This is a genomic window from Streptococcus mitis, assembly GCF_008763935.1.
In the GTDB taxonomy this organism is placed as follows: Bacteria; Bacillota; Bacilli; order Lactobacillales; family Streptococcaceae; genus Streptococcus; species Streptococcus mitis_DB.
Genome location: NZ_VTQF01000005.1, coordinates 107,632 through 134,548 on the forward strand (window position 1 = coordinate 107,632; position 26,917 = coordinate 134,548).

Genomic DNA, 26,917 nt, shown 5'->3' on the forward strand with positions numbered 1-26,917 from the left:
TAGTCAGAATAGATAACACTGTTCTAAATTACGATTCATAGTTACTCCTTTTTTAATTCGTTACTATAAGACACCTATTCCCTATAGAGCGTCTACCGCTTCAAATCTATCTATTCTTTTTTTCTTTACTTCTGTATAAAAGAATGAAGACCATCATAAATAATGCAACCGTGGGTATATTAAAATTATCAAACCAAGTAGGTAAAGATACTTTATTTATGTCAGCTACTAATCTGATGATGATATAAGACATTGAACTAAGTAATACCATGATTTCAGGCAAAACTTTCAATACTGATTTAACGAATTTTTTTAAAAACATAGAAATGCCTCTCTGACTACAATCAGATTATGGTCTATTCGCATAATACCCCAAAGCTGCTCCACCTACAGGAAGTAATGATCCTTTGATAACAATTAATAAACCTGCTCCAACTTATTCACTTTGCTCTACGATTTCAAATTGATTCAAATTTTGCATGTTATATCCCTCTTTAAATAATACTAGCCAAGCCAATAGTGACTCCTACTAATAAACCCACTATCCCTGAAGCTGATATAATAACAGCCGCAAATTCGTTTGAAAAATTCATTGATTTCTCCAAAGTGTCTTATCTAAAGTAACCCCATGCAACTAGCCCTGCAGCAGATAAGCTGCCGACAACATACCCCGCAACCTTGATTCCTACTGGAACTGCTACTACCGCTGCAGGAAGTAGTCCTCCATCAACTGTTGCTAGTTCTTTTTCTGTCATTTCTGTAAACTGATTATCATTTACTAAAATATTCATTTTAAGTTCTCCTTGCTCTTATTCACTTTTGCTTTAAATATTTCTTTTTTATTAATATAGTATGTCAATGCTACTAACAAAATACAGATCCCCAACGATACCTTCTCTAAATTAAGTAGAGAATAAATTAATAATATGCTGTAAGATATTAAAGCAGATCCTATATATATTTTTTTTAATATTCTATTCATAAAACTTACTCAAAGTCTTATTTCAGATTTTTACCAACTTGATAGAGACCTGCTCCCAGTATAATAGCCCCTCCTGTTACAGAAAAACCTTTAAACGCCGCTACTCCAAACGCAACTACTAGTGGTGCAATTCCTCCATCTACATTCATCAACTCTTCTTCTGTAAGAGCTACAAAGTTCTGTTCCATTTTGTCAAAATTTGTCATCTTTTTTTCTCCTTTATTTCTATTTTTTAGTTTACGATTTCTGGCTCTTAAACCATTTTAAAAACCAGAATAGATAAATTACTGAATTCCTTTTCATCTCACTTATCTATTTGAGAAGTGATTTAAAATGAACAGGTAAATTTCATTTATTTTAAATACCATTTGATAAACCATGGCAATAAGATTGGTAAATACATCGCGTAGGCTCCTTTCCTTTTCCTCTTACTTATCTATTCGAAAAAAATTTCGAAAATGTACAACTAAATTAAATTTATTTGAAAAATAATTTAATGAACCACGGATACAAGATTGGTAGATACATAAACAAGGCTCCTTTCCTTTTCCTCTTACTTATCTATTCGAAAAAGAAGTCAAAAAAATAAGAATATCAGAAAATTTTCCGACATTCTTATTGATAAATTGATTCAAGTCTAACAGATATTAGACATTGAGATGTTTTTTAAGGGTTCTTCTGGCTGTCCGTGATACGGGGAAATGTAATCCTTCTAACAGGGTCACTTCTGTCGCAGTCATCTCTTCAATGGCCTGTAAACTGACCAACGTATTGCGATTGGCATAGACAAAGTAATCTTTTTCAGCCTTGGCAGCTATATCCTTGAGACTGCCATAAATGGTCTTGATAGAATGATTCGCATAATAGACCTTGATTCGGTGGGATTCCACTGAGGTTTCAAAGGCTAAAATCTCATGGTAGGGCAAAGTAAAGCCCCGTCTTCCCTCAAAACTATAGGTGAATAGACGCATATTTTCTCTCTTATCCACTGCCAGTACATAGTCCAGACAGCGCTCCAGCTGATGACGGTAATCCTCCTCAGGCTGATCCTTGGAAATAAAATCCAAGGCAGACAAGTGGTAGCGAAAAGCTAGAGGCAAGGCCTCCGAGTGCGTGGACACAAAGACAATGCTTGTAAAAGGATCCCGCTCCCGAACATGTTGAGCAACCTGAAAGCCCCGTTCACGCTCTCCATCAATCTCTAAATCCAATAAATAGAGCTGGTAATGGTCAAAATACTGGGAATACTTTTCAACGTCTCCATAGTTTTTGGCAATATCAATTTCCAATCTTAAATTACGAGAGCGACCGATATCTAGTAAAGTCTGCTCTATCCGTCCCTGCTGGACTCTATCGTCTTCCAAAACTAAAATTCTCATTCCTCTCCTCCTCGTTCCTCATCCTTAAATGGCAATTCTAAATCTTGTCTAAAGGTCGTCTCTCCCAGTTGGGTATCTAAGTTCAAATCATAATGAAAAACCATATCCTCCAAGGTCGCTAAGCCCAGTCCACTGTGCTTGCCCTTGGTAGAGTAACCCTTTTGACTGAGAATGCTGGGATTCAGTTCTTCTTTCTTACGAGTGTTTTCAATGATAAAACGAACACTCCTATCACCTGCCAACAAAGCAACTCGAATCTGCGGATTTTCCGCCTCATTCGCTGCTTCTAAAGCATTTGTCGTGAGGATAGAGAGGATACGGATAGCCTCCAACATCGGCAATGCCAGCTCTTCGACGACCCCCACCGTCTCCAAACTAAAATGAATTCCCTGATTATCTGCCACAATCATGGCTTTTGCCAAGGTATTACGAATGGCTATATCATGGATATTGTGAAGATTAAAGGCTGTGTAGTCCGCCTTTCTCAGCTTTTCATTTGTCTTTAGAAAGACATCTTGATAAATGGTAGACACCTCGGCCATGTCTTGATTCGCTATGGCAGGCTCCATGCTAGCGACAATCCCTGCAAAATCATGACGGAAACCTCGAACTTCATCATAGAGATGACCCAGCTTATCCACCATCCCTTGCAAGGAACGATTTTCATCTTCCTGTCTCTGAATGGTCTGCTCATCACGATAAACCTGCTCCAAATGCTTAATGTAAAAGAGCCAAGAGAAAAATAGGATGAAAATCAGGAGAGAAATGGTCGTATCAAATCGAACGTAGAAAGGATTACATCCTCCAGACATGATGGATGAAAACAGTCTGAAACCAAACAATAAGGATAAGATCCACATACTTTTCGTCACTAACGATTGAAATTTATCTAAAAATAATATATTGAAATCAATTCCCCATCGTCTTAAAATGACAACAGACAAAAACAACGAAATCAAACTAAATACAGAATCAAATCCACTATGCAAGAAATCAGATAGTTCAGAGTAGTCAAATATCAATCGTATTATAAATGTCAAAACCAAATATCGAATACTTTGATAAAACATAAATAGATAAAGGGCAAGAAAGAGAGCTTCCTTCTTCTTTTTCTTTAACACAATCCAAAATATTATATAAAAGAATAATAAATTGCCAACATGCAAGAAACTCGGAAAAACGAAGGTAGCAAATAGCTGAAAAACTACCCAAAGAAATATAGAGCGTTTGTCATAAAATGCTTTAGAGAGTTGACTACCTAGATAAATCGGAGGAGCTAAAATATTGATTAAAATCAATATAAACACTAAAAATTCAAGTAATATAATCATAAATCTGTTTAGTTAACACATTTTAATCAAAATACTATCTTGGCTCTGGGAGTAGATGTAGCCAATGGTAAATATCTTCAAAAATCCCTCCACCATTCACTTCCTCCAATACCTCTGGGGTTAACTCTTCAAATTGCTCCAATTCTACAAATATATTTTTCATTTCCATGACAGACTCCTTTTCATTATTTTATAGATAACTCTATCCCCTGCTCCATCTACAAAAGGCTTTAGTTTCCTTTTAAAATACAAGAAATCTAAAGCCTCCTGAAAATGGTATATTGGTTAGAGTGTTAACAATTAGTTGTGAAGATATTATTTTTATTTAACCACGACCACTTTATAATATTCGTTTGAGTGTGGAGATTCAATTTTAATTTTTTCACCATATAAACCATCAATTTCTTTATCAAGGAAATTTGAAACTCCTGATGGCAAGCGTTTCATCTTAAGAATTTCACCAGATTGATCCGCATAGGCTAGGATATGATGGTGTGTAGTGGTTGCTCCATCATCAATTAATACAAAGTAACCTGTTTTGAGCTTACCTTGCTCATTTTCTAAATAGTATAGTTTATTGTTATTGATTGTAAAGTTAGTAGCTCCAAGACGAAGTCGTGCACCTGGATTTTCTAAATAGACATCATTGCCAACTTTTTTAATCTCTGAATAGGTTGTCATTGCTGGGATATTAACCACACGATGTCCATTTTCATCAAAGTAGTAACGATTTGGTAAGTTTTGGAAGTTCTGTACAACTGCCTTAGAATCAATTTCTTGTCCTTCATCTTTATTATCTACCAGAGCTAAGGTTGTATTTGAAACCTCATCCCCATATTTGTCGGAAAACTTCTTGAACTCTGGTCTGATATACCAAGCATTTTTTTCAATAATAACATCGTCACCTTTAGCATTTAGCAAATATTCTTGCCCATCTCCAAGTTTGACAATATCATGAATATTGTATCCAGAATCTTTTCTATTTGCTAGATAGCCATCCTTACCAATGACATAACTTTCCCCATCACTGGCTGGAACAGCTCTATCTGCGACCATTGCACCTGATTTTTCAAAGTAAGACCATTGACCATTTGCAGTTGCCCATCCTGTTGCCATAGCGCCACTGCCTTTTAGGTAGTACCAAGTAGACCCTTCTTTGTACCAACCTGTGCGCATAGCACCACTATCTGCTAGTGAGTACCATGTGTTACCTTCCTTGTACCAGCCAGTACGCATAGCGCCACTATCTGCTAGGGAATACCATGTATTTCCGTCTTTGAGCCAGCCTGTCTGCATTTTACCAGTGCCGTCGAAGTGATACCATGAGCCAGCATTTTGTACCCATTTATCCTTAGCTAGACTGCCATCTTGTGAAAGATTCCAGTCAGCACCATTTTTAACCCAAGTATCTGCAGCTTGTGCTTGGTTGATAGACAAAAGTAGAGCAGCACCTGCAAGCAAACCAAGTGTGAGTAGTTTAGATTTTTTCATAGCCATTTCCTCCTTTATTGAATAGCTATAGGAGGGTTTCCCCTCTTTATTTAGCTATATTCTAATACTTTTCATAATCAAAGTCAATAATATTGTGAAAGATTAGACAATATTACCAATATCTACGAATTGTATTTTGAGTAATACCGTATTGATCCATATAAGAAACATATTGACCTGGATATGGAGCATGAACTACCTTTCCACCACCAACATAAATACCTACATGGTCATTTGTCTCTTCACTATTATACAAAATCAAATCTCCAGCTTGTTGAGAACCATTACTTACATAACTTCCTCCTGTTGCTTGACCATAGGTCACTCTAGGAATACTAATATCGAACTTAGCATGAATAGCCATCGTAAATCCTGAGCAATCTACGCCACTATTCAAATCTGCCCCACCCCAAACATATGGGATTTTCCCTACAAATGTCTCGGCATATTCACCAAGTGCCTGTCCACGATTTTCTACCCATACACCACTGGCTCTAAAGAAGTATGGTGTACCATTCACACGTTGATAACCAGTGACCATAGCACCACTAGCAGATAAGTAGTAATAATTACCATCAGGTTGAATCCAAGTATTTTCTTTCATCCATCCTTGGTCATCAAAATAGTACCACTTGCCATCTAATTGTTCCCAATTTTTAGCATAACCACCTGAACCGTATTTAAACCACCATTTACCATTGGTTTGCATCCATGTTCCTTTCGGATCACGATATTGATTGAAAGCTTTCTTCTCTTGATTTCCCTCTGCTTGGGTTTCTTTATCTTCAAAACCAATCAATTTTACTTGATCAGCTTCTTCAGCTTTTATCTTGCCTTGATTAACTAATTGAGCAATCGCTTCTTTCTCACTTGCTGATGGGGAATCAGCATAGGCTACCGTAGTATTTGCTAGGAGAACGCCTCCTGCAAGAACTAACAAACTAGAATAAAGATATTTTTTCATCGTGAAAATCCTTTCTTTTTTCTCCTTTTTGGAGATTGATTTTTTCTGACTCTATTATATCCCTTATGTCTCCTCAGATTTCTACTGTCCCTAGAAAGACTAAATCTGTTCCTAAACGGTCACTTGAACCAAAGAAAAATTCCAAAGCAAATGCCTTGGAACTTCTTATCTTTATTTTGCTTGAATGATCTTAACCACATCTCCTACATTTTGGAGTTGGTCAATTTCCTCATCACTGATTTCGATGCTAAATTCATCTTCCAGTGTCAAGATAAACTCCATCAAGTCGACTGAATCAGCATCCAAATCGTCTTTCAGACTCAAGGATTCTGTCACGACAAAGTCCTCTCCCTGTCGCTCTTGGATAATAGTCACAATACGGTCAAAAATTTCTTTTTCTGTCATCTCTTTTATTCTCCTGAAAATTCACGCGCAGTCTGGGCAACTACGTCTGTTTCTAGCATGGTACGAATCTGGCGAATTGTACTATAAACAGCCTTGGCATCGCTTGAGCCATGAGTCTTGATAACAGGTGCCTTGACACCAAACAAGACCGCTCCACCAACATCAGAATAGTTAAGCTGTTTTTTCAAACCTCTGAGGCTGTCCTTGAGAAGGAGGGCGCCTAATTTCGCTCGAAGACCACCACCTGTAATAGCGGTCTTGAGCAAGCCCATGATTCCCATAGCTGTCCCTTCAATGGATTTGAGCACAGCGTTTCCCGTGAAACCATCTGCCACAACAACATCTGCAACGCCATTCATCAAATCACGTGCTTCCACGTTTCCGATAAAGTTTAAACTTTCATCAGCTGCTAGTAATTCGTAAGTTTCCTTACGAAGCGGGTCACCCTTGCTACTCTCTGTTCCATTGTTAAGTAAACCAACACGTGGTTGCGCAATGCCACGGACATTTTTAGCATAGAAAGAACCTAGAACCGCGTATTGATGGAGGTGCTGGGCTGTATTTTCTGCATTAGCACCGAGGTCCAGCATGTCAAAACCTTTCCCATCAATAGTCGGCAAGGTTGACATAAGCCCAGGACGATCGATATTCTTGATACGACCCACGATGAAAAATCCTGCTGCTAGTAAAGCACCTGTATTCCCAGCCGATAGGACAGCATCTGCCTCTCCATCTTTGACAGCCTTGGCCGCCAAGACCATACTGGCATTTTTCTTCTTCCGAATAGCTCTCGTAGGTTCATCGTCTGAATCAATCTTCTCATCCGTATGGATAATGCTGACGCGCTCCGTCGCTGTCAGATATTGCTTGATTTTAGCTTCATCTCCGTAGAGTTGAACCTCGATATCTGAAAAGTCAGCTAGGGCTTGATTGACACCCTCAACGATGGCCTGAGGTGCGTAATCGCCTCCCATGGCATCTACTGCGATTTTTTTCATTTCTTTTCCTCTTTTAGTAATTGTCCCCAGTCTGCTAGGGAATCAATAAATTTCTTTGATTTTAGGTGAATCCCAACGTACTCTTCGTAGAGTTGATCCATAAATTGGCGTAGCTCTTGCTTGATTTCAGGCTTGAGCGAAATGGTCTCCAAGGTCTCAAAATCAATGGCTTGAAATTGATTGAGCAGATAAGGGATATTGGGATTGAGATGGCAACGTCTCTCATCTTCATGATAATGCTCTGGACAGAGGCAGGCGCCATATTTGAAAGAAAAGTCAAAAGCCTGACCAACCCGATGACAAAAGACACACTCATTAAAATTGAGGCTGATCCCAAATCGAGTCAAGATTTGAATTTCAAAAATATTGGTCAAAACTTGATAATCCAAACCCTCTTCCATCAACTCCAAGGTCTTTTGTAAAAAAGCAAACAAGGGGGCATCTTGCTGATTGTCCTGCAAACTAGCATCTGCAAGAGCCGCTACATAGGTCGCATAGGCCATGACAAAGAGGTCACTATTAATCTTGGGAAAGGTCATCACCTCATGATAGTCCTCAATGTAACTGAGCCCATCATCATTGATTCGTAAGAGAAATCGTGCCAGCACCAAGGGCTGAATAACCGGTGCCAGCTTAGACTGGCCAGCATGTTTAACGAAAAACATGCGTTTGCCAGCCTGCTCTGTAAAAATCTTGACGAGCTTGTCATCCTCCCGAAAATTGCGATTGTAGAGCACCAAGCCTTGACTCGTGATAGACTGAATCATGCTTCTCTCATGTACTCCTCAAGTCGTTTCATGGCTTCTTTGATAGTCTCCATACTGGCTGCATAAGACAGGCGAACATAACCTTCTCCATAACGCCCAAAGGCGGCACCAGGGATAAAGGCAACGGCCTTCTTCTGAGCAAAATCCTTGAGAAAGGCAAAGGAGTCTTGATTGTAGCCCGCTGGAATCTTAGCAAAGATATAGAAGGCACCGTCTGGTTTGATAATCTCAAAACCAAGAGCAGTCATTTTCTCGATAATATAATCTCGACGCTGGATGTATTCCTTCTTCATAGGCTCCGCATCGTTTTTACCAGCCGTCAAGGCTTCCACCGCAGCATGTTGAGCCATGGTATTTGCAGCAGTAACCAAGTACTGGTGACTCTTGATTAACTGGGCTGTGAAGGCCACAGGAGCGAAAATCAGCCCCAAACGCCAACCTGTCATGGCATGCGATTTAGACAAACCATTGATAATAATAGCCTGGTCTCTCAACATAGTTCCCAGAGATACATGGGTTTCGCCTGTGTAGGTCAATTCTGAGTAAACCTCATCACAGACAACGAAAATTTCGTACTTGCGTAAAACAGCTGCCAAAGCTTCCAACTGCTCCCGACTGTAGGTAATTCCTGTCGGATTTGCTGGATAGTTGAGAATAACCGCCTTGAGCTTGTCACCCTGCTCCAAAATGGCCTTCTCCAACATCTCAGGAGTCAAGACAAAACCATTTTCAGTTGTGTCAATCTCGACAATCTCTGCCCCAACTAGATTGACAATTGGTTCATAACCCGGATAAGCAGGAGCTGGCAAGAGCACCTTGTCTCCCTCTTCCAAAATAGCTGTCAAAGTAGCAGATAAAGCCTCTGTCGCCCCAATTGTAACCAAGATTTCATTTTCAGGAGCATAGTCCAGTTGGTACTTTTCCTTAACAAAGTCACTGGCCGCCTGACGTAAAGTCAACAGACCACTCATCCCTGTATAGTAGGATTGGTTCTGGTCAATCGCTCGCTTGGCCGCCTCCTTGACATGATCTGGCGTTGTAAAATCAGGTTCCCCCAAGGTCAAACGCAAAACCCCAGGAATCTCCGAAATAGCCTGGTCAAACTGACGAATCAACGAAACTTGAATCTTATCTAACTGTTTATTAAAGCGCTTAGTTAAGTCCATAGATACCTCCTACTTTCAAAACGTATCTCTATTATACTACAAAAGCCCCCCGACCGCAAAAATACATTAGAGAATAGCTTTCCACTTTCTATTTTACTTTTCCTGTTTACAGGTCTATAATGGTAACAGATTCTATTTGGAGGTTTTTATGTCATTTCTATCAAAAAATGGAGCAGGTATATTGGCCTGTCTTCTGATTTCAATCGTATCTTGGTACTTAGGAGGATTCTTCCCTGTTATTGGCGCGCCTGTCTTTGCAATTTTCATAGGCATGCTTCTCCATCCCTTTCTCTCGCCCTATAAACAACTGGATGCTGGATTGACCTTTAGTTCTAAAAAATTGCTCCAGTATGCTGTTATCTTGCTTGGTTTTGGTCTCAATATCTCGCAAGTCTTCGCAGTCGGACAATCTTCACTCCCTGTTATCCTGTCCACCATTTCAATAGCCTTGATTGTTGCCTTCCTCTTCCAGCGTTTCTTTGCACTGGACACAAAACTGGCTACCTTGATTGGAGTGGGTTCTTCTATCTGTGGGGGCTCTGCCATTGCAGCAACAGCGCCTGTTATTCACGCCAAGGAAAAGGAAGTAGCCCAAGCCATTTCCGTTATCTTTTTCTTCAATGTCTTGGCTGCGCTCATCTTTCCAACCCTCGGCACCTGGCTTCATCTATCCAATGACGGCTTCGCCCTCTTTGCAGGAACTGCGGTCAATGATACTTCCTCTGTAACGGCTACCGCCAGCGCCTGGGACAGTCTCTACCAGACTAATACCCTGGAATCCGCAACCATTGTCAAACTCACACGTACTCTGGCTATCATCCCCATCACTCTCTTTCTCTCCTACTGGCAAAGTCGCGAGCAAAAAAATAAGCAAGGCTTACAGCTGAAAAAAGTCTTCCCACTGTTTATCCTTTACTTTATCCTTGCATCTCTCCTAACCACCCTACTGACCTCTCTCGGGGTATCCAGTAGTTTCTTTACCCCTCTCAAACAACTCTCCAAATTCCTCATTATCATGGCCATGAGTGCTATCGGGCTTAAAACCAATCTAGTAGCCATGGTCAGATCCAGTGGTAAATCCATTCTTCTTGGAGCCCTTTGCTGGATTGCCATCATCCTCACTAGTCTTGGTATGCAGACCCTTATCGGCATTTTCTAAACTCTTCGAAAATCTCTTCAAACCACGTCAACGTCGCCTTGCCATAGGTATGGTTACTGACTTCGTCAGTTCTATCCACAACCTCAAAACTGTGTTTTGAGCTGACTTCGTCAGTTCTATCTGCAACCTCAAAAACAGTCTTTTGAGCAACCTGCGGCTAGTTTCCTAGTTTGCTCTTTGATTTTCATTGAGTATAACACAAAAGGTAGCCCACCAGCTACCTTTTTCTTATGCTTCCTCAATCAAGCGTGTATGTTCTCTCTTGATGCAACGATTCATCACAATATCATCGCATCCACCAGCACGCAAGATTTCTTCCGCCTCTAGACTTTCAAGTCCCAGCTGTGCCCAAAAAATATTAGCATCAGCTTTGAGAAAATCACGCGCCACATCAGGCAAAAACTCGCTGCGACGGTAAACATTGACAATATCTACAGGAAAAGGAATCTCCGCTAGGCTAGCATAAGCCTTTTCACCCAAGATTTCGCCACCCGCCGCCTTGGGATTGACTGGGATGATTTTATAACCCCGAGCCTGCATTTCCTTGGTCACTCGATTGCTAGTTGTTTCCTCACGGTCAGACAAGCCCACCACAGCAAGGGTTTTACTCGTTGCGAGATACTGACGAATCACGCCATCACTTGGATTAATAAATTCTTGACTCATAGAAATCCTCCTTTTTCATCAGTATAGCACAATTTGAAAAGGCTTGCATAATTCTACTACAAAAAGGAGGACTAGCCCCCTTTTTATTTAGCCTCGTACCAGGTTGCCCCTTCATTTTCATCTGCGATAAGGGGAACACTGAGTTGAATGGCTTCTTCCATGGTTTGTTTGACCAATTTTTTCATATCTGCCAGCTCCGATTTAGGAACTTCAAGGACGATTTCATCGTGCACTTGTAACAGCATCTTAGTCTGATAACCACCTGCAACCAAGGCTTTATCCAGCTGAATCATAGCAATCTTGAGAATATCTGCCGCCGACCCCTGGATAGGAGAGTTGATAGCTGTCCGCTCTGCAAAACCACGAATATTGAAGTTGCGCGAATTGATATCTGGCAACTCACGACGACGCTTGAAAAGTGTCTCTACATAGCCCTTATCACGCGCCTCACGCACCACTTCATCCATGTAGTTTTTAATACCTGGAAAACGTTCAAAGTAGGTATCAATGTAGGCTTTGGCTTCCTTACGGCTAATGCCCAAATTATTAGACAAGCCAAAGTCTGAAATCCCGTAAACCACTCCAAAGTTGACAGCCTTGGCATTGCGACGGTCGTTTGCAGTCACATCCTCAGGACGCTCAATGCCAAAGACCCGCATGGCTGTCGAAGTATGAATATCTGCCCCCTCTTGGAAGGCCTTAATCAAGTGCTCATCCTTAGAGATATGCGCCAAAACGCGCAATTCAATCTGCGAGTAGTCCGAGCTGAGTAGCACACTATCCTCCCACTCAGGCACAAAAGCCTTACGAATGAGACGGCCCTGCTCCAAACGCACAGGAATATTTTGCAAGTTTGGATCCACACTAGACAGACGCCCAGTCTGAGTCAAATCCTGCACATAGCGAGTATGAATCTTGCCATCAGCCAAAATCCAGTCCTGCAAGCCAATTACATAAGTCGATTGAATCTTAGCAATCTGACGATAGTCTAGGATTTTCTTAACAATCGGAGCAATAGGAGCCAGGCGCTCCAAGACATCCACCGCTGTCGAGTATCCAGTCTTAGTTTTCTTAGTGTACTCTAGAGGAAGCCCCAATTTTTCAAAGAGAAGTACCCCCAACTGCTTAGGCGAGTTGACATTAAACTCCTCACCAGCCAGCTCGTAAATCTCCTGAGTGAGTTTTTCAATGACAAGCTCATTTTCAGCCTGCATCTCAAGCAAGGTCTCTTTCTTGACCGTAATCCCAGCAATTTCCATCTTGGCAAGGACAAAAGCCAGAGGTTGCTCCATATCATAAAGAAGCTCTAATTGCCCATTTTCACTGAGTTTTTCAAGCAAAATAGGCTCTGTTTCGACCAAAACTGCAATCTTCCGAGCCAAGTGTTCCAAGAATTTCTCGCGTTCAGGAATGGCCTTTTTAACACCTTTACCGTAGAAGGTCTCATCATCAACCAAGTAAGTCTGACCATAAAGACTAGCAATAGTCGCAATTTCATTGTCCTCCACAGTCGAAAGGAGATATTTAGCTAAACGGCTATCAAAAGCAGGCGCCTGTAAATCCACACCAAAACGATTCAAGAGAACTTTGGCCTTCTTAAAGTCATAAACTCTCAGAGGTGTTTTTTCTAAGAAGTCCTTGAAAATCGGGTCTTGCAAAAGCTCAAAATTGTCTGTGGCATAGATCTTACCCCCACAAGACCAGGCAAAACCAACCAAATTATCCGTATGGTAATTCTCACCAAAAAGCTCAAAATGGAAGATCGACTCTTCACTCAGCATATCTTGGCTAATTTGGTCAACGATAGTAAAGTCCAAACTCTCAGCGACATCAGCTGACGACACATTTAAAGCCTGCTTGAGCTGTTTGAAGCCCATCTCATCGTAGAACTTCCCGAGATTTTCCACATCTGGACCACTATAGACCAAATCCTCCAAACCAATCTCAATCGGTGCCTTGGTATCAATGGTCGCCAGTGTTTTTGACAAAAAGGCCTGTTTCTTATCATTGATAAGATTTTCCTTCATCTTAGAAGCCTTCATCCCATCGATATTTTCATAAATCCCCTCAAGCGAACCATGCTCCAGCAAGAGCTTGATACCCGTCTTTTCACCAATTTTGGTCACCCCAGGGATATTATCCGACTTATCACCCATGAGCGCCTTGAGATCGATAAACTGAGTCGGGGTGATGCCCATCTTTTCCATAAGATATTCTGGCGTAAAGGCCTCAAACTCAGCCACACCTTTCTTAGAAATTTCAACCACCGTATGCTCATCCGTCAGCTGAATCAAGTCCTTGTCCCCACTGACAATGGTAATATCAAAACCATCTTGCTCAGCTAACTTATCCAGTGTCCCAATAATATCATCCGCCTCATACTGAGCTAACTCATAGTGACGAATTCCCATATAATCCAACAACTCACGAATGAAGGGAAATTGCTCACGAAACTCATCAGGAGTCTTAGCCCGACCACCCTTATAGTCCGCATACATCTCTGTACGGAAGGTCGTCTTACCCGCATCAAAAGCCACCAAAATATGACTCGGCTCAACCCGCTCCAACAAATGGCTCAACATCAACTGGAAACCATAAATCGCATTGGTATGCAAGCCAGCCGCATTCTTAAAACGATCCAACTGCTGATAGAGCGCAAAAAACGCCCGAAAAGCAACAGAAGACCCATCAATCAATAATAATTTTTTCTTATCCATACACCCATTATAAAGGAAAGCACCAAAAAATACCATTGGGAAGAGCCATACCCAATATTTTTCACACTTTTTCCGAATAAATAGATAGAGCCAGAGAATCTAACACTCTTGCTTTTTCACTTTCAGAACAAGGAGCCTGACAATTTTTTCGGACTCATCGAGGACAATCTAAAGCAGGTTCATCCTCTTTTTCAGACTTTCTTTAAAACATTTCTCAAAGATAAAAAGAAAATCGTCAACGCCCTTCAACTACCCTATTCTAACGCCAAATTGGAAGCGATAAATAATCTCATCAAACTTATCAAGCGCAATGCCTTTAGTTTTCGAAACTCTGAAAACTTCAAAAAACGGATTTTTATTGCTCTGAACATCAAAAAAGAAAGGACAAATTTTGTCCTTTCTCGATCTTAGCTTTTCTTCAACCCACTACAGTTGACAAAGAGCCTAAAAAGCAGGAGATTTCTCTCCTGCTTTGATTTAATCACTTAAAATTAAACCCATTCACCGTTTCCGTTTACAGTGTATCCATTTACAGTAGTGTTAACTGCAAGGGCACCTGAACCGTCAACGTAGTACCATTTATCACCAACTTGGAACCATTGGCTAGCTTTCATAGCACCTGAGTTTTCAAGGTAGTACCATTTACCACCGTCTTGCAACCAACCAGTTTGCATTTGACCTGAACCGTTTAGGTAGTACCAAGTGTTACCATCTTTAACCCACCATTTTTGCATTACGCCTTCAGCGTTAAAGTAGTACCAAGCACCGTCAACTTGCAACCAAGCAGTAGCTTTTTCACCTTTAGCGTTAACTACATAGTTCCATTGACCTTTATCAGTTTTCTTCCAACCAACAACTTCTTCTGGTTTAGTATCCAAAGCAGTTACAAGGTTATCACGGTTATATGAAAGGCCATATTTTCCGTAAACTTCTTTAGCTGCATCTTCAGCTGCTTCAAGAGCTTTTTTAGCGTCATCACGTGTTTTACGCGCAGTTGCGAGTTCTCCTACGTTAGTTCCATCGCCAGCAAGTTTATTAAGTTCTTCTTCTTTTTCAGTAACTTTTCTTTCCAAACCTGCTACAGCTTTTGCCAAGGCAATGTTATCATTTGCTTTTTTAGCTACAATAGCAGCCATACGAGCTTTAGCTTCTGCGGCATCTACAACTGCTTTTTCTTCTTTAGCAACTTGATCATTGTAATCTTTGTCAGCTTTTACTTTAGCATCTGTTGCTTTTTTAGTAGCCTCTTTAGCATCATTCAATGCTTTTTCAAGTTTTTTCAATTCTTCTGGATCTTTTTGACCAGCTTTAACAGCTGCATCTAAAGCTGTCTGAGCTTCTGATTGAGCTTCTTGAGCTTTCTCTAGTGCTTTACCAGCAGCATCTGCTACAGTTTTCAAACCAGCAGCTTTATTTTCATTCGCAGTTGCAACTGCTTTGCTATATACAGCTTCAGAAGCTTTATAGTATTCATCTAATTGAGTTGAATCTCCAGCGATATCTGAAATTTCTTTTTGAGCAAGGTAAAGACGAGTCAATTCAGCTTGAACTGCTTTAAGACGAGCTTCAACTGTATTATAAGCATCTTCAGCTTTTGTAAATTTAGAATAAGCATCTAATACAGCTTTGTTTTTAGGTGTCAATGCAGTAGAAATTTCTTTTGCAATTTCTGCTGCGCGTTTTTGTTCTGCTGCAACTTTTGCATTATCATAATCTTGTGAGTATTGATCTGCTGAAACAACTTGTGCAGCACCAAATGTAGCAAGAACTACTGCGCTTGTCAATAAAACTTTTTTCATCGTTTTATCTCCTTCATTTTTCTTTATAATATTTTTCGTAAGACTATCTTACTACCATACAGTATATAAATATTTGCAGGATTTGTCAAGAGTTTTCTGATATTTTTTTCTTTTTTTCATCATTTTTTAAAAAAAGAGACAAAAAGGTCACTCTTATGTACAACATAAAAGTTTAGAGAGGTAAGTAATGAAAATCATCAGAACTTTTAACAAAAACCACTCTATCTAAATCACTTGAATGATTAGATAGTGCTCACTTCTATGATATTATCTTACAAACGCTATCAAATGTCAAGCAAAAATGACAAGTTTTTTGATAATAACTTGCCATTTTATAAACTTTCTACTATTTAAAATGTAATCTTATAGCAGTTCCTCAAATTCAGCGCCTGCCATGCCCAATTGCTGGCTGGCAACCTCAGGTGTCAGAAGACCTTGGCGAACGAGATTTAGTAGCATAGACAAACTTCCTTCTGCCCTAGCTGTTTCCAAGGCATAGTCCTGTGCTAACAAGGCTTGTTCTTCGCGCATACGTAGTTGACTAAACATTTTCCTGTCCTCCTCGGACCAGCTCTTGTAGTCTAGCAGTTGGTCTGCCTGGCTAATGGCTCGCTTGGGTTGTTGGGTAAAGGGTTTATTACCAAAAAACTCCAACTACGGCTTGCGAACCTCGTCGTTGCTGGTTTCTCTGTACTTTTTAGTTCTTATTTGTGATGCTCTTTCAATAGTTCCTCAAACTCAGCCACGGTCATGCCTAATTGCTGGCTGGCAACCTTGGGAGTCAGAAGACCTTGGTGGACTAGATTTACTAAACCTACTTTTAATCCCTCTTCGATACCCTCAGCTCGACCACGCTCTAATCCTTTTTCTTCAGCTTGTTCCAAGGCATAGTCATGCGCTAACAAGGCTTGTTCTTCACGCCTGCGTTGTTCACTAAACATCTTCCTGTCCTCCTCGGACCAGCTCTTGTAGTCCAGCAGTTGGTCTGCTTGGCTGATAGCTCGCTCAGGTTGTTGGGTAAAGGGTTTGTTGCCGAAAAACTCCAACCAGGGCTTGCGAACCTTGTCTTTGCTGGTTTCTCTGTATTTTTTTAGTTCCAAGAATGCCATCTTGACTAGATGGTTTTCTTGTCCATTATTAGTGATAGTTAAGACCTCACCTGTTGAATCCTCGCGCATACTAAAGCTATGGAAAGCCAAGTCATCTTGGAAATAATTGCTGTCCACAATAGCGATAGCATATACTGGTGCGATGTGTTTGTAACTCTGGTGGGTATCACCTTCACGTTGACGAATTTTTTCAAGGTTTTGATTGACCTGACTGCACAGGTAAGCCCACAAACGATTAATGAAAAAATTCTGATGATGAACTTGGATTTCGATAATAACCTGCGTGCCATTGTCCAACTCTGCCAAGACGTCTATACTGGTATAGAAATCCTGGGCTGAGTAAGGCACGGAAGGCAAGACATGAATATTGCTCCCCTCCAAAATGGTCACATTTTTGGCTGGCAAGTCCAGCATATCGCGAATAAATTGACAAGTGATTTCTGGGTTGCTAAAGATTTTCTTAGCAACCAAGTCATTGGTTGGGCTGATGCCCGGATGTCTGAGAATCATTCTTTCTCTCCTTTCATTATAGCACATTTTTAAATCTAGGTTTACTAGATTCACTGCTACTATCTATTTATTCGGAAAAGAGATGAAAAAAACCTGAGAATCATCTCAGGCTTGGTCATTAAATCTTTTTCTCAATACTGAAAAGTGGAGAAAGTGGGCGTTTTTCATGGATACGTACGATAGCATCCCCCAAGAGATGAGCGATTGAAATCTGCTCAATCTTATCAATCAAACGCTCTTCTGGCAGATAGATGGTATCCAAAACAACCAATTTCTTAATAGCTGAATTTTGGATATTGTCCATAGCAGGACCAGAAAGAACTGGGTGCGTACAGCTTGCATAGACTTCAACAGCACCAGCTTCTGCAAGAGCATCTGCCGCATGACAAATCGTTCCAGCAGTATCAATCATATCATCAATCAAGATACAAGTCTTACCTTCAACCTTACCGATGATGTTCATAACTTCACTAGTATTCATCTTATCAACGCTACGACGTTTATCAATAATAGCGATAGATGTTTTCAAAAATTCTGCCAACTTACGGGCACGAGTCACCCCTCCATGGTCTGGGCTGACAACCACATAGTCAGAACCAACCATGCCACGACGCTCAAAATAATCCGCAATCAGAGGAGCTCCCATCAAGTGATCCACAGGAATATCAAAGAATCCCTGAATCTGTGCAGCATGCAAGTCGATGGTCAATAAACGATCCACTCCAGCTACTTCAAGCATATTTGCGACAAGTTTTGAAGTGATTGGCTCACGCGCTCTCGCCTTTCTATCCTGACGTGCATACCCATAGTAAGGCATGACAACATTGACAGATTCTGCACTGGCACGCTTCAAAGCATCTACCATAATCAAAATTTCAAGCAGATTGTCATTTACAGGCGAGCTAGTTGATTGTAGGATAAAGACGTGTTTCCCACGGATTGATTCTTCGATGTTGACCTGAATCTCTCCATCTGAAAATTGGCGGACACTTGATTTTCCCAACTCTATCCCAATCTCCTGCGCTACACGTTTTGCCAATTCTTGATTAGAAGAAAGGGCAAACAGCTTTAAATCAGAAAAAGACATGATTTCCTCCGGTATATATGTATCGCTTGTGCTTTTCACAAGATTTTTCCATCTACCATTGTAGCGCTTTTTGCACTATTTTTCAATCAAAAATAAAAGAAGGGCACCATATTTGTACCCTTGCATCATTCTTTTGAAAAATATTCTAGTTCATCAACTCATTGTGCTTCTCAACAAAGCGATAAGCCTGGTAAAAACCATAGAGAGTAATAGCCGTAACCAATGGAATCGCTAAGGGCAACTCTGTCTCCAACTCCACAAAAGGAGAGTTAAACAGGAAGTGAGTTCCAAAGGCTAAACCTAGGAAAATAAGCCCCTGTTTCTTGCCAACCTTCTGCCCTTTATAGGCTATGTAAAGCAAGTAAACACCTACTACCGCCAAACCTGAAAAAGTCCAGTGAGAAGCAATTCCTGAGATAATACGCTCTAAAATTCTCGAAATAGTAAAGTCAAAGCCCTCTGGCAAATCCGTACGAATGTAGCCAATATCCTCAATCATTTGGAATCCCAAACCAGAAGCAATCCCTAGTAACAACAAAGATTTTAATTTTCGCACAGGAATCAAAGCCAAAACAAAAACAAGTGGCAATAATTTCAACGGTTCTTCTACCAAAGGAGCCACAATAGCACTTTCAAAGGCATTTAAAAATGCACTATCTGGGAAAAGAATACCCAGCAAATCATGGATATAGGTATTCGCAAAGCTAGACAACCAACCTGAAAGGAACATCCCGCCCAATAAAGACAAGATCAAGGCCTTCTTTGGCAATTCCCATTTTTCCCCAATACGGAAAAGGAAATAAAGAGCCGGAATCATGTAAAAGAGAGCTAGAAAGATAGAAACTCCCATGAGTCCATATTCCGCACCTGACATAGAACCGTCCGTATAATAGATGGTTTCATATTGTACACCAATACATAGCAATAAAATAAAAATAAATAAAATACTGTTTTTCTTCATACACTTTCTTTTTAAATGAATTTTTTACAATTCTACGACTGTCATACTTCCTGTATCCACATCGTAAATAGCACCAGAGATAATGACATCGTCTGGTATTAGGGGAGATTCGATAAGGAGTTGCATATCCTCGCGTACACTCTCCTCTATATCTTGGAAGGGTAAAAAGTCCTGATCTGACACATCGATACCCAATTCTTCCTTCAAATACTCCTGAAAAGGGCCATTTTCAAAGGTCTGAGCACCACAGTCTGTATGGTGTAACACCACAATCTCTCTTGTCCCCATTTGTTGCTGGGAAATAACTAGCGAACGAATCATGTCCTCAGTCACTCGACCACCTGCATTCCGCAAGATATGAGCATCCCCAAGTGCCAATCCCAAAGCTTGCGCAACGTGCAGACGAGAGTCCATACAGGTCACAATGGCTACTCTGGTTTTGGGTTTAAGTGGCAGATTTAACTGCCCATGTAGGGCAACATAAGCCTGATTGGCTTGCATAAACTGTTCAAAATACGACACGATTCCCTCCTCGAAAATTTGATAGTCAAATATTTCTCCTATCTTATCATTTTTAAGAGGATTTGTCACGGATTATGCAAAGACCTTTTTCAAAACTTCCTGAATCGTTGTCACGCCAATGACCTGAATTTCCATGGGTGGAGTGATTCCTGTCAAGGAATTTTTCGGTACATAGATTTTTGTAAAGCCCAGTTTAGCAGCTTCATTGATGCGTTGCTCGATACGATTCACGCGCCGAATTTCTCCAGTCAAACCCAGTTCTCCCACAAAACATTCCTGAGGGTTGGTTGGCTTGTCTTTATAGCTCGAAGCAATGGCAACTGCAACAGCTAAGTCAATGGCAGGTTCATCCAATTTGACACCTCCAGCAGATTTGAGATAGGCGTCCTGATTTTGCAAGAGAAGACCTGCCCGTTTTTCCAAAACAGCCATAATCAAGCTAGCACGATTAAAATCAAGGCCTGTCGTCGTACGCTTGGCATTTCCAAACATGGTCGGTGTTACCAAGGCCTGCACTTCTGCAAGAATAGGACGCGTCCCTTCCATGGTCACAACGATTGACGAGCCAGTTGCTCCATCCAAACGCTCCTCTAGGAAAACCTGACTCGGATTGAGGACCTCAACCAAGCCACCTGACTGCATCTCAAAAATCCCAATCTCATTAGTGGAGCCAAAACGGTTTTTGACCGCTCTCAAAATACGAAAAGTATGGTGGCGCTCCCCTTCAAAGTAAAGAACAGTATCCACCATATGCTCCAACATACGAGGCCCAGCCAAGGTTCCTTCCTTGGTCACATGACCTACGATAAAGATGGCAATATTGTTGGTCTTAGCCAGCTGCATGAGTTCAGCGGTCACCTCACGCACCTGAGAAACAGATCCCTGCACCCCTGAAATCTCAGGAGACATAATGGTCTGGATAGAGTCAATAATGAGGAAGTTTGGCTGGATTCTTTCTACCTCAGCTCGAACACTCTGCATATTGGTCTCTGCATAGAGATAAAACTCGCTATCAATATCACCCAAACGCTCTGCACGTAGTTTAATCTGCTGGGCAGATTCCTCTCCACTGACGTAGAGAACCGTCCCCACTTGGGACAGCTGGGTTGATACTTGTAAGAGAAGGGTTGATTTCCCAATCCCAGGATCCCCACCGATGAGGACGAGACTTCCTGGCACCACTCCGCCTCCAAGTACACGGTTGAATTCCTCCATCTCCGTCTTTGTTCGATTGACGTTGATTGAAGTCACCTCAGCCAGTTTCATGGGCTTGGTTTTCTCACCTGTCAAGGACACACGCGCATTCTTAACCTCGGCAACCTCAACCTCTTCTACAAAAGAAGACCAAGACCCACAGTTGGGACAACGACCCAGATATTTAGGGGAATTATACCCACAATTTTGACATACAAATGTCGCTTTTTTCTTTGCGATAATAAACCTCTTTCTATATCTCTAACTCACACTCAATCACTTGGCAAAAATCAATCTTCTCATTTGACACAAACTGGCGCATGAGCATTCCGTGAGTTACAATGATAATAGTTTTATAATTTTTATATTTTTCCAAAGTTCTTAAAAAACGATGACGCATCTCCGGAGCAGTTTCATAGCGATAAGGAGAATCTTCAGGTAAACTTCCTTGATGTTTTAGATAATATTCATGAGCTACCAATACACTAGTTAAATCAGAGTTAGTACCATCTAAGTCTGGACGCCACTCATGAAAAAACGGCTCCACAAATAAGTCCAATCCTGTTTCAACTGCTATATAATGTGCTGTTTCTAAAGCCCTCGTCACAGACGATGAAATAATAATCTCTGCCTTTCCAAAACATGCAGTTTTAGCAACTTCTTTTGCCAGACTGCGACCTTTTCCTGTCAATGGTGCTAAATCACGACCAAAACCACTATAGAGTTGCGGATTTTCAAGTTTATCAAGCATACTATAATCTGGCTCTCCATGACGTACAAAGATAATCTTCATTCTAGTGCCCTGTCGATCCAAATCCACCAGTTCGAACGCCATCAGCCGCATCTCCATCTGCAATTAAGAAAGGAGCAAAGACAGCCTGGACAACACGTTCTCCAACTTCAAGAACAACCTCTTGGTCTATGATATTCTTCAGCTGAGCAAAAATATGCCCTTCATTCCCAGGATTTCCATAATAATCCCCATCAATGACCCCAACCGAGTTAATTAAAACCAAACCCTTCTTACGAGGGTTTGAAGAACGATCATAGAGGTATAGGACCTCAGTCGGTTGCATATAAGCCTTAACCCCTGTCGGAACTAATACAATCTCTCCTGGAGCGATAACTGTACGCACAGCAACCTTTAAATCGTAACCAGCCGCATGAGCTGTCTCACGCTTGGGCAATAAATTCTCATCTGTAAAACTCGAAACCAATTCAAAACCACGAATTTTCATATTCTTCTCTTTTCTATTATCATTTATTCTAGATTATTCTATCTTATTTATTCGGAAAAAGCACGAAAAAAAGAGCACACAATTCAAATCGCTTAGGGCTGCTGGATTCCTCCCCTGACCCGCTTCACGCAGAACTGTTGCTCCACTATTTATTATATCACATTCCTATTCATTTTAAAAGAAAAATTATTTTTTCCGTCTATTTCTAAAAAAGTCCTGCATAATAGCTGCGCATTCATCTTCCAAAATTCCCGTTTCAACCTCTACACGATGGTTGAGACGCTCATCTGTCAAGATATCGTACAAACTCCCAGCAGCGCCGAATTTCTGATTTTTAGCCCCATAGACCACGTTTGGAATACGGGCGAGTCCAATCGCCCCACTACACATGACACAAGGCTCAATGGTCACAAAAAGCGTGCAATCCAGCAAGCGCCAACTCTCCTCACTCAAGTTCGCATTCTCTATAGCCATAATCTCCGCATGCATAACCGCTCGCTGCAATTCCTCACGCGCATTATGCCCACGGCCAATGATTTCTCCGTCCTTGACAATCACACAACCAATTGGAATTTCATCATGTTCAAGAGCAATCTCAGCCTCTCTCAAAGCTTCCCTCATAAAGACTTCTTTTTCTTCAACTGTATAATTCATCCGTTTCTCTTTTCTTGCTTATCGATTTTATTATTATATCATGAATCCCAAGACAAAAAAAGCCACCGAATGCGGTGACTCTATAGGGAGATTATTATGAAAAAGAAAAGTTTAGGATATTTGTTACAACAAGTTAGGAGGTCTTCTTGTAACTGTCTATAGTATACCCGACCTATCTTAAACAAATCTTAAAAATCTCTTAGGACCAAACACTTTCTAAAATATTTGTTTGTTCACGACCAGGACCCACTGAGAAAGTAGAAATACGAACACCAACCAATTCACTCACACGACGAACGTAGTTACGCGCATTCTCAGGAAGATCTTCCAAATTACGAACCCCGGTAATATCTTCTGACCAACCTGGTAACTCTTCATAGATAGGCTTGCAACGTTTCAATTGCTCAAGACTAGCTGGATAGTAGTCGATACGTTGACCATCAAGATCATAGGCCACACAGATCTTCACTGTATCTAAACCACTCAAAACATCGATAGAGTTCAATGAAAGATTAGTAATACCAGAAACACGACGACTATGACGCATCACAACTGAGTCAAACCATCCCACACGACGTGGACGACCAGTTGTTGTACCATATTCATGACCGACTTCACGGATACGTTCTCCCACTTCATCAAACAACTCAGTTGGGAAAGGACCGTCTCCAACACGACTCGTATAGGCTTTACATACACCAACAACCTTGTCAATCTTACTTGGACCAACACCAGAACCAATCGTAACACCACCAGCCACAGGGTTTGATGACGTAACAAATGGATACGTACCTTGGTCGATATCTAGCATAACACCTTGTGCACCTTCAAAAAGCACACGCTTACCGTTATCAAGCGCATCATTCAAAATGACGGACGTGTCTGTCACATATTTCTTGATTTGTTGACCATATTCGTAATATTCTTCAAAAATATCATCAAAAGCAATAGCTTTACTGTCATACAATTTTTCAAAAAGACGATTCTTTTCAGCAAGGTTACGTTCTAAACGCTCACGGAAAATGTCTTTATCCAAAAGATCTGCGATACGAATCCCAACACGAGCAGCCTTGTCCATATAAGCTGGACCAATTCCCTTGATTGTAGTCCCAATCTTATTGTCGCCCTTAGCCTCTTCTTGCAAGCGATCCAACTCGATATGATAAGGCAAAATGACATGCGCGCGATCAGAAATACGCAAGTTATCAGTTGTCACACCCTCCTCATGAAGATAGCTCAACTCTTTCACAAGAGATTTAGGATTTACAACCATACCATTCCCAATAACAGAGATTTTTTCAGGGAAGAAAATTCCAGATGGAATCAAGTGCAACTTAAATTTCTTACCATCAATCACAATCGTGTGACCTGCATTATCACCACCTTGGTAACGTGCAATCACTTCTGCATTCGCTGAAAGGAAATCTGTAATCTTCCCTTTACCTTCATCACCCCACTGGGTACCTACAACAACAACTGAAGTCATAATCTTGTCTGAGCCCTCAGGCTCTTCCTTTCTCACATACATGGCAGGACTCTCACCTGCAATTATATCTTACAATTTATTATAAGAAAAAATCGCCTTTTTATCAAGAAGAAACAATAGAAAGATTTGCTATTTCCAACTATTAAAAAATGATTTATAAAAAATTCCGGCTATTTATCATTATTTTGCCACAAAAAGTTAAATTTGTTCGGAAATTAACTCATACTGTTTCAACAAGCAACAAAACCCTGTTTCATTATCAATTTTTCAAGATACAAACGATAAGCAACACGATAATGGTAAACGATAAAATCCCTACGACACCCAATGCCATATCTAACTAAATAATAAATCAAAAATTTAAAATGAAAATGTTCCCAGTCCCAACTATTACCAAAGAAAGTAGCATACTCTTCTTCGATACTGTCATAGAAATCAGTCATCTGATCATAAATATTTTGTAGCATAAGCATACACTCCTTTACTTTTTATGATCTTATTCTAACAAAAAATTTTAATTAATCATTAATAATTCCTGAATTGTTAAAATACCAACCTCAAAAAGATAACAAATAGGAAAAGTTGACAGAATAGGAACAAATTTACTACTTAAATTTCAAAAAATAAGATAATGGAAGGGGAAGGATTCGAACCCCTCGAAGGAGCGTATTTACAGTCCGCCACGTTTAGCCTCTTCGCTACCCTCAATTAAAGTACTAAAAAAATCTCCTTGCTCGAAAACGGAGGGCTCTGAAACTTTACTCAGTAAAAATATCTCACACCAAATAACACTAAATAGATTATTAAGGCTCTATAATATTTGTAGTGGGTAACCCCCCTATAGATATTATGGAGCCTATTTTGTTGTAGAAAAAAAGTCCCATATGACCTATAATGAAAAGCGACCAAACAACTCATTAGAAAGATTCATATGGAACAATTACATTTTATCACAAAACTACTCGACATTAAAGACCCCAATATCCAAATTATAGATATCATCAATAGGGATACACTCAGGGAAATCATTGCTAAATTGGACTACGATGCCCCATCTTGTCCTGATTGTGGAAGTCAAATGAAGAAATATGACTTTCAAAAACCGTCTAAGGTTCCTTACTTTGAAACTACTGGTATGCCTACTAGAATCCTCCTTAGAAAACGTCGATTCAAGTGCTATCATTGCTCTAAAATGATGGTCGCTGAGACTTCTCTCGTCAAGAAGAATCACCAAATCCCTCGTATCATCAACCAAAAGATTGCCCAGAAGCTAATTGAAAAGACTTCTATGACCGATATTGCTCATCAGCTGGCCATTTCAACTTCAACTGTTATTCGCAAGCTCAATGACTTTCACTTTAAGCATGATTTTTCTCGCCTTCCACAGATTATGTCCTGGGACGAGTATATCTTTACAAAGGGAAAGATGAGTTTCATTGCGCAAGATTTTGATAATCTTAATATCATCACTGTTCTTGAGGAACGAACACAAGCTGTCATCCGAAATCACTTTCTTCGATACGATAGAGCCGTTCGTTGTCAGGTGAAAATCATTACTATGGATATGTTTAGTCCCTACTATGACTTAGCTAGAAAACTTTTTCCGTGTGCTAAAATCGTTCTAGATCGTTTCCATATTGTACAACATCTAAGCCGTGCTATGAGTCGTGTGCGTGTCCAAATCATGAATCAGTTTGAACGAAAATCTCATGAATACAAGGCTATCAAACGCTACTGGAAACTCATCCAACAGGATAGTCGTAAACTTAGCGATAAACGTTTTTATCGTCCTACTTTTCGCATGCACTTGACCAATAAAGAGATTCTAGACAAGCTTTTGAACTATTCAGAAGACTTGAAACACCACTACCATCTCTATCAACTCTTGCTGTTTCACTTTCAGGACAAGAAGCCTGACAAATTTTTCGGACTCATTGAAGACAATCTGCAGCAGGTTCATCCTCTTTTTCAGACTGTCTTTAAAACATTCCTCAAAGATAAAGAGAAGATTGTCAATGCCCTTCAACTACCCTATTCAAACGCCAAATTAGAAGCGACCAATAATCTCATCAAACTTATCAAGCGCAATGCCTTTGGATTTCGAAACTTTGAAAACTTCAAAAAAAGGATTTTTATTGCTCTGAACATCAAAAAAGAAAGGGCAAATTTTGTCCTTTCTCGAGCTTAGCTTTTCTTCAACCCACTACAGTTGACAAAGAGCCATTATTAATTACATAAAAAAAGAGGCCTAAACCTCTTTTTCCTTAACTACTCCGCCAGTAGGACTCGAACCTACGACATCATGATTAACAGTCATGCGCTACTACCAACT

Annotated in this window: 26 protein-coding genes, 1 other RNA gene and 2 pseudogenes; 3 read left to right on the top strand and 26 right to left on the bottom strand. The window is 40.5% G+C overall.

Features of this window, described 5'->3' with window-relative positions; translation table 11 throughout:
• Positions 1–611: 611 nt before the first annotated feature.
• The 11 genes from F9B91_RS08500 to F9B91_RS08550 form a co-directional block, all read right to left on the bottom strand.
• Positions 612–791, bottom strand: a complete 180-nt coding sequence (locus F9B91_RS08500) for a Blp family class II bacteriocin (RefSeq protein WP_150922969.1) — start codon at positions 789–791, stop codon at positions 612–614.
• A 208-nt stretch (positions 792–999) separates the two neighbouring features.
• Positions 1,000–1,188 carry a class IIb bacteriocin, lactobin A/cerein 7B family gene (locus F9B91_RS08505; protein ID WP_000180826.1) on the bottom strand — a complete coding sequence of 63 codons (189 nt, stop codon included), beginning with the start codon at positions 1,186–1,188 and terminating at the stop codon, positions 1,000–1,002.
• Positions 1,189–1,629: 441 nt separating this feature from the next.
• The gene (locus tag F9B91_RS08510) at positions 1,630–2,361 is read right to left on the bottom strand and encodes a response regulator transcription factor (protein ID WP_020903295.1); all 732 of its coding nucleotides are present in this window, start codon (positions 2,359–2,361) and stop codon (positions 1,630–1,632) included.
• Complete coding sequence (locus F9B91_RS11510) at positions 2,358–3,221, bottom strand: GHKL domain-containing protein (RefSeq protein ID WP_225306576.1); 864 nt, start codon at positions 3,219–3,221, stop codon at positions 2,358–2,360. The genes F9B91_RS08510 and F9B91_RS11510 overlap by 4 nt, the downstream gene beginning before the upstream one ends.
• 505 nt (positions 3,222–3,726) lie before the next feature.
• Entirely contained in the window at positions 3,727–3,861 is a 135-nt protein-coding gene (locus tag F9B91_RS08520; RefSeq protein WP_004257719.1) for a ComC/BlpC family leader-containing pheromone/bacteriocin, read from the bottom strand.
• Between the two features lie 152 nt (positions 3,862–4,013).
• Positions 4,014–5,183: an N-acetylmuramoyl-L-alanine amidase family protein gene (locus tag F9B91_RS08525; protein WP_004257714.1), complete on the bottom strand. Its 1,170-nt coding sequence runs from the start codon at positions 5,181–5,183 to the stop codon at positions 4,014–4,016.
• A 112-nt stretch (positions 5,184–5,295) separates the two neighbouring features.
• On the bottom strand, positions 5,296–6,147 hold the full coding sequence (locus tag F9B91_RS08530; RefSeq protein WP_023947430.1) for a C40 family peptidase: 852 nt from the start codon (positions 6,145–6,147) through the stop codon (positions 5,296–5,298).
• 171 nt (positions 6,148–6,318) lie between these two features.
• A complete protein-coding gene (locus F9B91_RS08535) occupies positions 6,319–6,552 on the bottom strand; it encodes an acyl carrier protein (protein WP_004257707.1) in 234 nt (77 codons plus the stop codon).
• A gap of 5 nt (positions 6,553–6,557) precedes the next feature.
• Positions 6,558–7,550 (bottom strand): phosphate acyltransferase PlsX, encoded by a 993-nt coding sequence (gene plsX / locus F9B91_RS08540; protein WP_150922971.1) that lies wholly within the window; start codon positions 7,548–7,550, stop codon positions 6,558–6,560.
• Complete coding sequence (gene recO, locus F9B91_RS08545) at positions 7,547–8,317, bottom strand: DNA repair protein RecO (protein ID WP_033686080.1); 771 nt, start codon at positions 8,315–8,317, stop codon at positions 7,547–7,549. Before recO ends, plsX begins: the two co-directional genes overlap by 4 nt.
• The gene (locus F9B91_RS08550) at positions 8,314–9,483 is read right to left on the bottom strand and encodes a pyridoxal phosphate-dependent aminotransferase (RefSeq protein WP_084923523.1); all 1,170 of its coding nucleotides are present in this window, start codon (positions 9,481–9,483) and stop codon (positions 8,314–8,316) included. Before F9B91_RS08550 ends, recO begins: the two co-directional genes overlap by 4 nt.
• A 148-nt stretch (positions 9,484–9,631) precedes the next feature.
• On the opposite strand from F9B91_RS08550, the gene F9B91_RS08555 reads away from it, so the two are divergent.
• On the top strand, positions 9,632–10,642 hold the full coding sequence (locus F9B91_RS08555; protein ID WP_150922973.1) for a YeiH family protein: 1,011 nt from the start codon (positions 9,632–9,634) through the stop codon (positions 10,640–10,642).
• 228 nt (positions 10,643–10,870) lie between these two features.
• Here F9B91_RS08555 and F9B91_RS08560 read toward each other — a convergent pair whose 3' ends face one another.
• Entirely contained in the window at positions 10,871–11,308 is a 438-nt protein-coding gene (locus tag F9B91_RS08560; protein ID WP_060627304.1) for a CoA-binding protein, read from the bottom strand.
• An 83-nt stretch (positions 11,309–11,391) separates the two neighbouring features.
• On the bottom strand, positions 11,392–14,025 hold the full coding sequence (gene polA / locus F9B91_RS08565; RefSeq protein ID WP_150922975.1) for a DNA polymerase I: 2,634 nt from the start codon (positions 14,023–14,025) through the stop codon (positions 11,392–11,394).
• A gap of 105 nt (positions 14,026–14,130) precedes the next feature.
• On the opposite strand from polA, the pseudogene F9B91_RS08570 reads away from it, so the two are divergent.
• Positions 14,131–14,436, top strand: a pseudogene (locus tag F9B91_RS08570) (transposase); the annotation flags it as partial.
• 80 nt (positions 14,437–14,516) lie between these two features.
• Here the strand turns inward: F9B91_RS08570 and F9B91_RS11515 are convergent.
• The 13 genes and pseudogenes from F9B91_RS11515 to comW all read right to left on the bottom strand — a co-directional run bounded on the left by F9B91_RS11515 (position 14,517) and on the right by comW (position 25,052).
• Positions 14,517–15,824: a hypothetical protein gene (locus tag F9B91_RS11515; protein WP_225306579.1), complete on the bottom strand. Its 1,308-nt coding sequence runs from the start codon at positions 15,822–15,824 to the stop codon at positions 14,517–14,519.
• 363 nt (positions 15,825–16,187) lie between these two features.
• Positions 16,188–16,532: pseudogene (locus F9B91_RS11685) on the bottom strand (hypothetical protein); the annotation flags it as partial.
• Entirely contained in the window at positions 16,529–17,443 is a 915-nt protein-coding gene (locus F9B91_RS08585; RefSeq protein WP_084886331.1) for an Rpn family recombination-promoting nuclease/putative transposase, read from the bottom strand. The pseudogene F9B91_RS11685 and the gene F9B91_RS08585, both read right to left, overlap by 4 nt.
• 118 nt (positions 17,444–17,561) lie before the next feature.
• A complete protein-coding gene (locus F9B91_RS08590; RefSeq protein WP_000010168.1) occupies positions 17,562–18,530 on the bottom strand; it encodes a ribose-phosphate diphosphokinase in 969 nt (322 codons plus the stop codon).
• A 145-nt stretch (positions 18,531–18,675) separates the two neighbouring features.
• Positions 18,676–19,491: a PrsW family intramembrane metalloprotease gene (locus F9B91_RS08595; RefSeq protein WP_150922977.1), complete on the bottom strand. Its 816-nt coding sequence runs from the start codon at positions 19,489–19,491 to the stop codon at positions 18,676–18,678.
• Positions 19,492–19,515: 24 nt separating this feature from the next.
• Entirely contained in the window at positions 19,516–20,013 is a 498-nt protein-coding gene (locus F9B91_RS08600) for a beta-class carbonic anhydrase (protein ID WP_084953712.1), read from the bottom strand.
• A gap of 72 nt (positions 20,014–20,085) precedes the next feature.
• Positions 20,086–21,447, bottom strand: a complete 1,362-nt coding sequence (gene radA, locus F9B91_RS08605) for a DNA repair protein RadA (RefSeq protein ID WP_150922978.1) — start codon at positions 21,445–21,447, stop codon at positions 20,086–20,088.
• Positions 21,448–21,460: 13 nt separating this feature from the next.
• Complete coding sequence (locus F9B91_RS08610; protein WP_150922980.1) at positions 21,461–22,000, bottom strand: histidine phosphatase family protein; 540 nt, start codon at positions 21,998–22,000, stop codon at positions 21,461–21,463.
• Position 22,001: 1 nt separating this feature from the next.
• Complete coding sequence (locus tag F9B91_RS08615) at positions 22,002–22,445, bottom strand: dUTP diphosphatase (protein ID WP_150922982.1); 444 nt, start codon at positions 22,443–22,445, stop codon at positions 22,002–22,004.
• Between the two features lie 56 nt (positions 22,446–22,501).
• An RNA gene (gene ffs / locus F9B91_RS08620) (signal recognition particle sRNA small type) lies at positions 22,502–22,599 on the bottom strand.
• Between the two features lie 32 nt (positions 22,600–22,631).
• Positions 22,632–23,099, bottom strand: coding sequence for a tRNA adenosine(34) deaminase TadA (gene tadA / locus F9B91_RS08625; RefSeq protein ID WP_001110112.1), 468 nt, complete (start codon positions 23,097–23,099; stop codon positions 22,632–22,634).
• A 199-nt stretch (positions 23,100–23,298) separates the two neighbouring features.
• On the bottom strand, positions 23,299–24,585 hold the full coding sequence (locus F9B91_RS08630) for an adenylosuccinate synthase (protein WP_001832534.1): 1,287 nt from the start codon (positions 24,583–24,585) through the stop codon (positions 23,299–23,301).
• Positions 24,586–24,815: 230 nt separating this feature from the next.
• The gene (gene comW, locus F9B91_RS08635) at positions 24,816–25,052 is read right to left on the bottom strand and encodes a sigma(X)-activator ComW (RefSeq protein ID WP_049521810.1); all 237 of its coding nucleotides are present in this window, start codon (positions 25,050–25,052) and stop codon (positions 24,816–24,818) included.
• Positions 25,053–25,516: 464 nt separating this feature from the next.
• On the opposite strand from comW, the gene F9B91_RS08640 reads away from it, so the two are divergent.
• Entirely contained in the window at positions 25,517–26,773 is a 1,257-nt protein-coding gene (locus tag F9B91_RS08640; RefSeq protein ID WP_150922984.1) for an ISL3 family transposase, read from the top strand.
• Positions 26,774–26,917 lie beyond the last annotated feature (144 nt).

What these genes read in the sequence shown, in the direction of transcription:
- F9B91_RS08500 (WP_150922969.1), bottom strand. Translation starts at nt 791, where the DNA reads ATGAATATTTTAGTAAATGATAATCAGTTTACAGAAATGACAGAAAAA.
- F9B91_RS08505 (WP_000180826.1), bottom strand. Translation starts at nt 1,188, where the DNA reads ATGACAAATTTTGACAAAATGGAACAGAACTTTGTAGCTCTTACAGAA.
- F9B91_RS08510 (WP_020903295.1), bottom strand. Translation starts at nt 2,361, where the DNA reads ATGAGAATTTTAGTTTTGGAAGACGATAGAGTCCAGCAGGGACGGATA.
- F9B91_RS11510 (WP_225306576.1), bottom strand. Translation starts at nt 3,221, where the DNA reads ATGTGGATCTTATCCTTATTGTTTGGTTTCAGACTGTTTTCATCCATC.
- F9B91_RS08520 (WP_004257719.1), bottom strand. Translation starts at nt 3,861, where the DNA reads ATGGAAATGAAAAATATATTTGTAGAATTGGAGCAATTTGAAGAGTTA.
- F9B91_RS08525 (WP_004257714.1), bottom strand. Translation starts at nt 5,183, where the DNA reads ATGAAAAAATCTAAACTACTCACACTTGGTTTGCTTGCAGGTGCTGCT.
- F9B91_RS08530 (WP_023947430.1), bottom strand. Translation starts at nt 6,147, where the DNA reads ATGAAAAAATATCTTTATTCTAGTTTGTTAGTTCTTGCAGGAGGCGTT.
- F9B91_RS08535 (WP_004257707.1), bottom strand. Translation starts at nt 6,552, where the DNA reads ATGACAGAAAAAGAAATTTTTGACCGTATTGTGACTATTATCCAAGAG.
- plsX (WP_150922971.1), bottom strand. Translation starts at nt 7,550, where the DNA reads ATGAAAAAAATCGCAGTAGATGCCATGGGAGGCGATTACGCACCTCAG.
- recO (WP_033686080.1), bottom strand. Translation starts at nt 8,317, where the DNA reads ATGATTCAGTCTATCACGAGTCAAGGCTTGGTGCTCTACAATCGCAAT.
- F9B91_RS08550 (WP_084923523.1), bottom strand. Translation starts at nt 9,483, where the DNA reads ATGGACTTAACTAAGCGCTTTAATAAACAGTTAGATAAGATTCAAGTT.
- F9B91_RS08555 (WP_150922973.1), top strand. Translation starts at nt 9,632, where the DNA reads ATGTCATTTCTATCAAAAAATGGAGCAGGTATATTGGCCTGTCTTCTG.
- F9B91_RS08560 (WP_060627304.1), bottom strand. Translation starts at nt 11,308, where the DNA reads ATGAGTCAAGAATTTATTAATCCAAGTGATGGCGTGATTCGTCAGTAT.
- polA (WP_150922975.1), bottom strand. Translation starts at nt 14,025, where the DNA reads ATGGATAAGAAAAAATTATTATTGATTGATGGGTCTTCTGTTGCTTTT.
- F9B91_RS11515 (WP_225306579.1), bottom strand. Translation starts at nt 15,824, where the DNA reads ATGAAAAAAGTTTTATTGACAAGCGCAGTAGTTCTTGCTACATTTGGT.
- F9B91_RS08585 (WP_084886331.1), bottom strand. Translation starts at nt 17,443, where the DNA reads ATGATTCTCAGACATCCGGGCATCAGCCCAACCAATGACTTGGTTGCT.
- F9B91_RS08590 (WP_000010168.1), bottom strand. Translation starts at nt 18,530, where the DNA reads ATGTCTTTTTCTGATTTAAAGCTGTTTGCCCTTTCTTCTAATCAAGAA.
- F9B91_RS08595 (WP_150922977.1), bottom strand. Translation starts at nt 19,491, where the DNA reads ATGAAGAAAAACAGTATTTTATTTATTTTTATTTTATTGCTATGTATT.
- F9B91_RS08610 (WP_150922980.1), bottom strand. Translation starts at nt 22,000, where the DNA reads ATGAAGATTATCTTTGTACGTCATGGAGAGCCAGATTATAGTATGCTT.
- F9B91_RS08615 (WP_150922982.1), bottom strand. Translation starts at nt 22,445, where the DNA reads ATGAAAATTCGTGGTTTTGAATTGGTTTCGAGTTTTACAGATGAGAAT.
- tadA (WP_001110112.1), bottom strand. Translation starts at nt 23,099, where the DNA reads ATGAATTATACAGTTGAAGAAAAAGAAGTCTTTATGAGGGAAGCTTTG.
- F9B91_RS08630 (WP_001832534.1), bottom strand. Translation starts at nt 24,585, where the DNA reads ATGACTTCAGTTGTTGTTGTAGGTACCCAGTGGGGTGATGAAGGTAAA.
- comW (WP_049521810.1), bottom strand. Translation starts at nt 25,052, where the DNA reads ATGCTACAAAATATTTATGATCAGATGACTGATTTCTATGACAGTATC.
- F9B91_RS08640 (WP_150922984.1), top strand. Translation starts at nt 25,517, where the DNA reads ATGGAACAATTACATTTTATCACAAAACTACTCGACATTAAAGACCCC.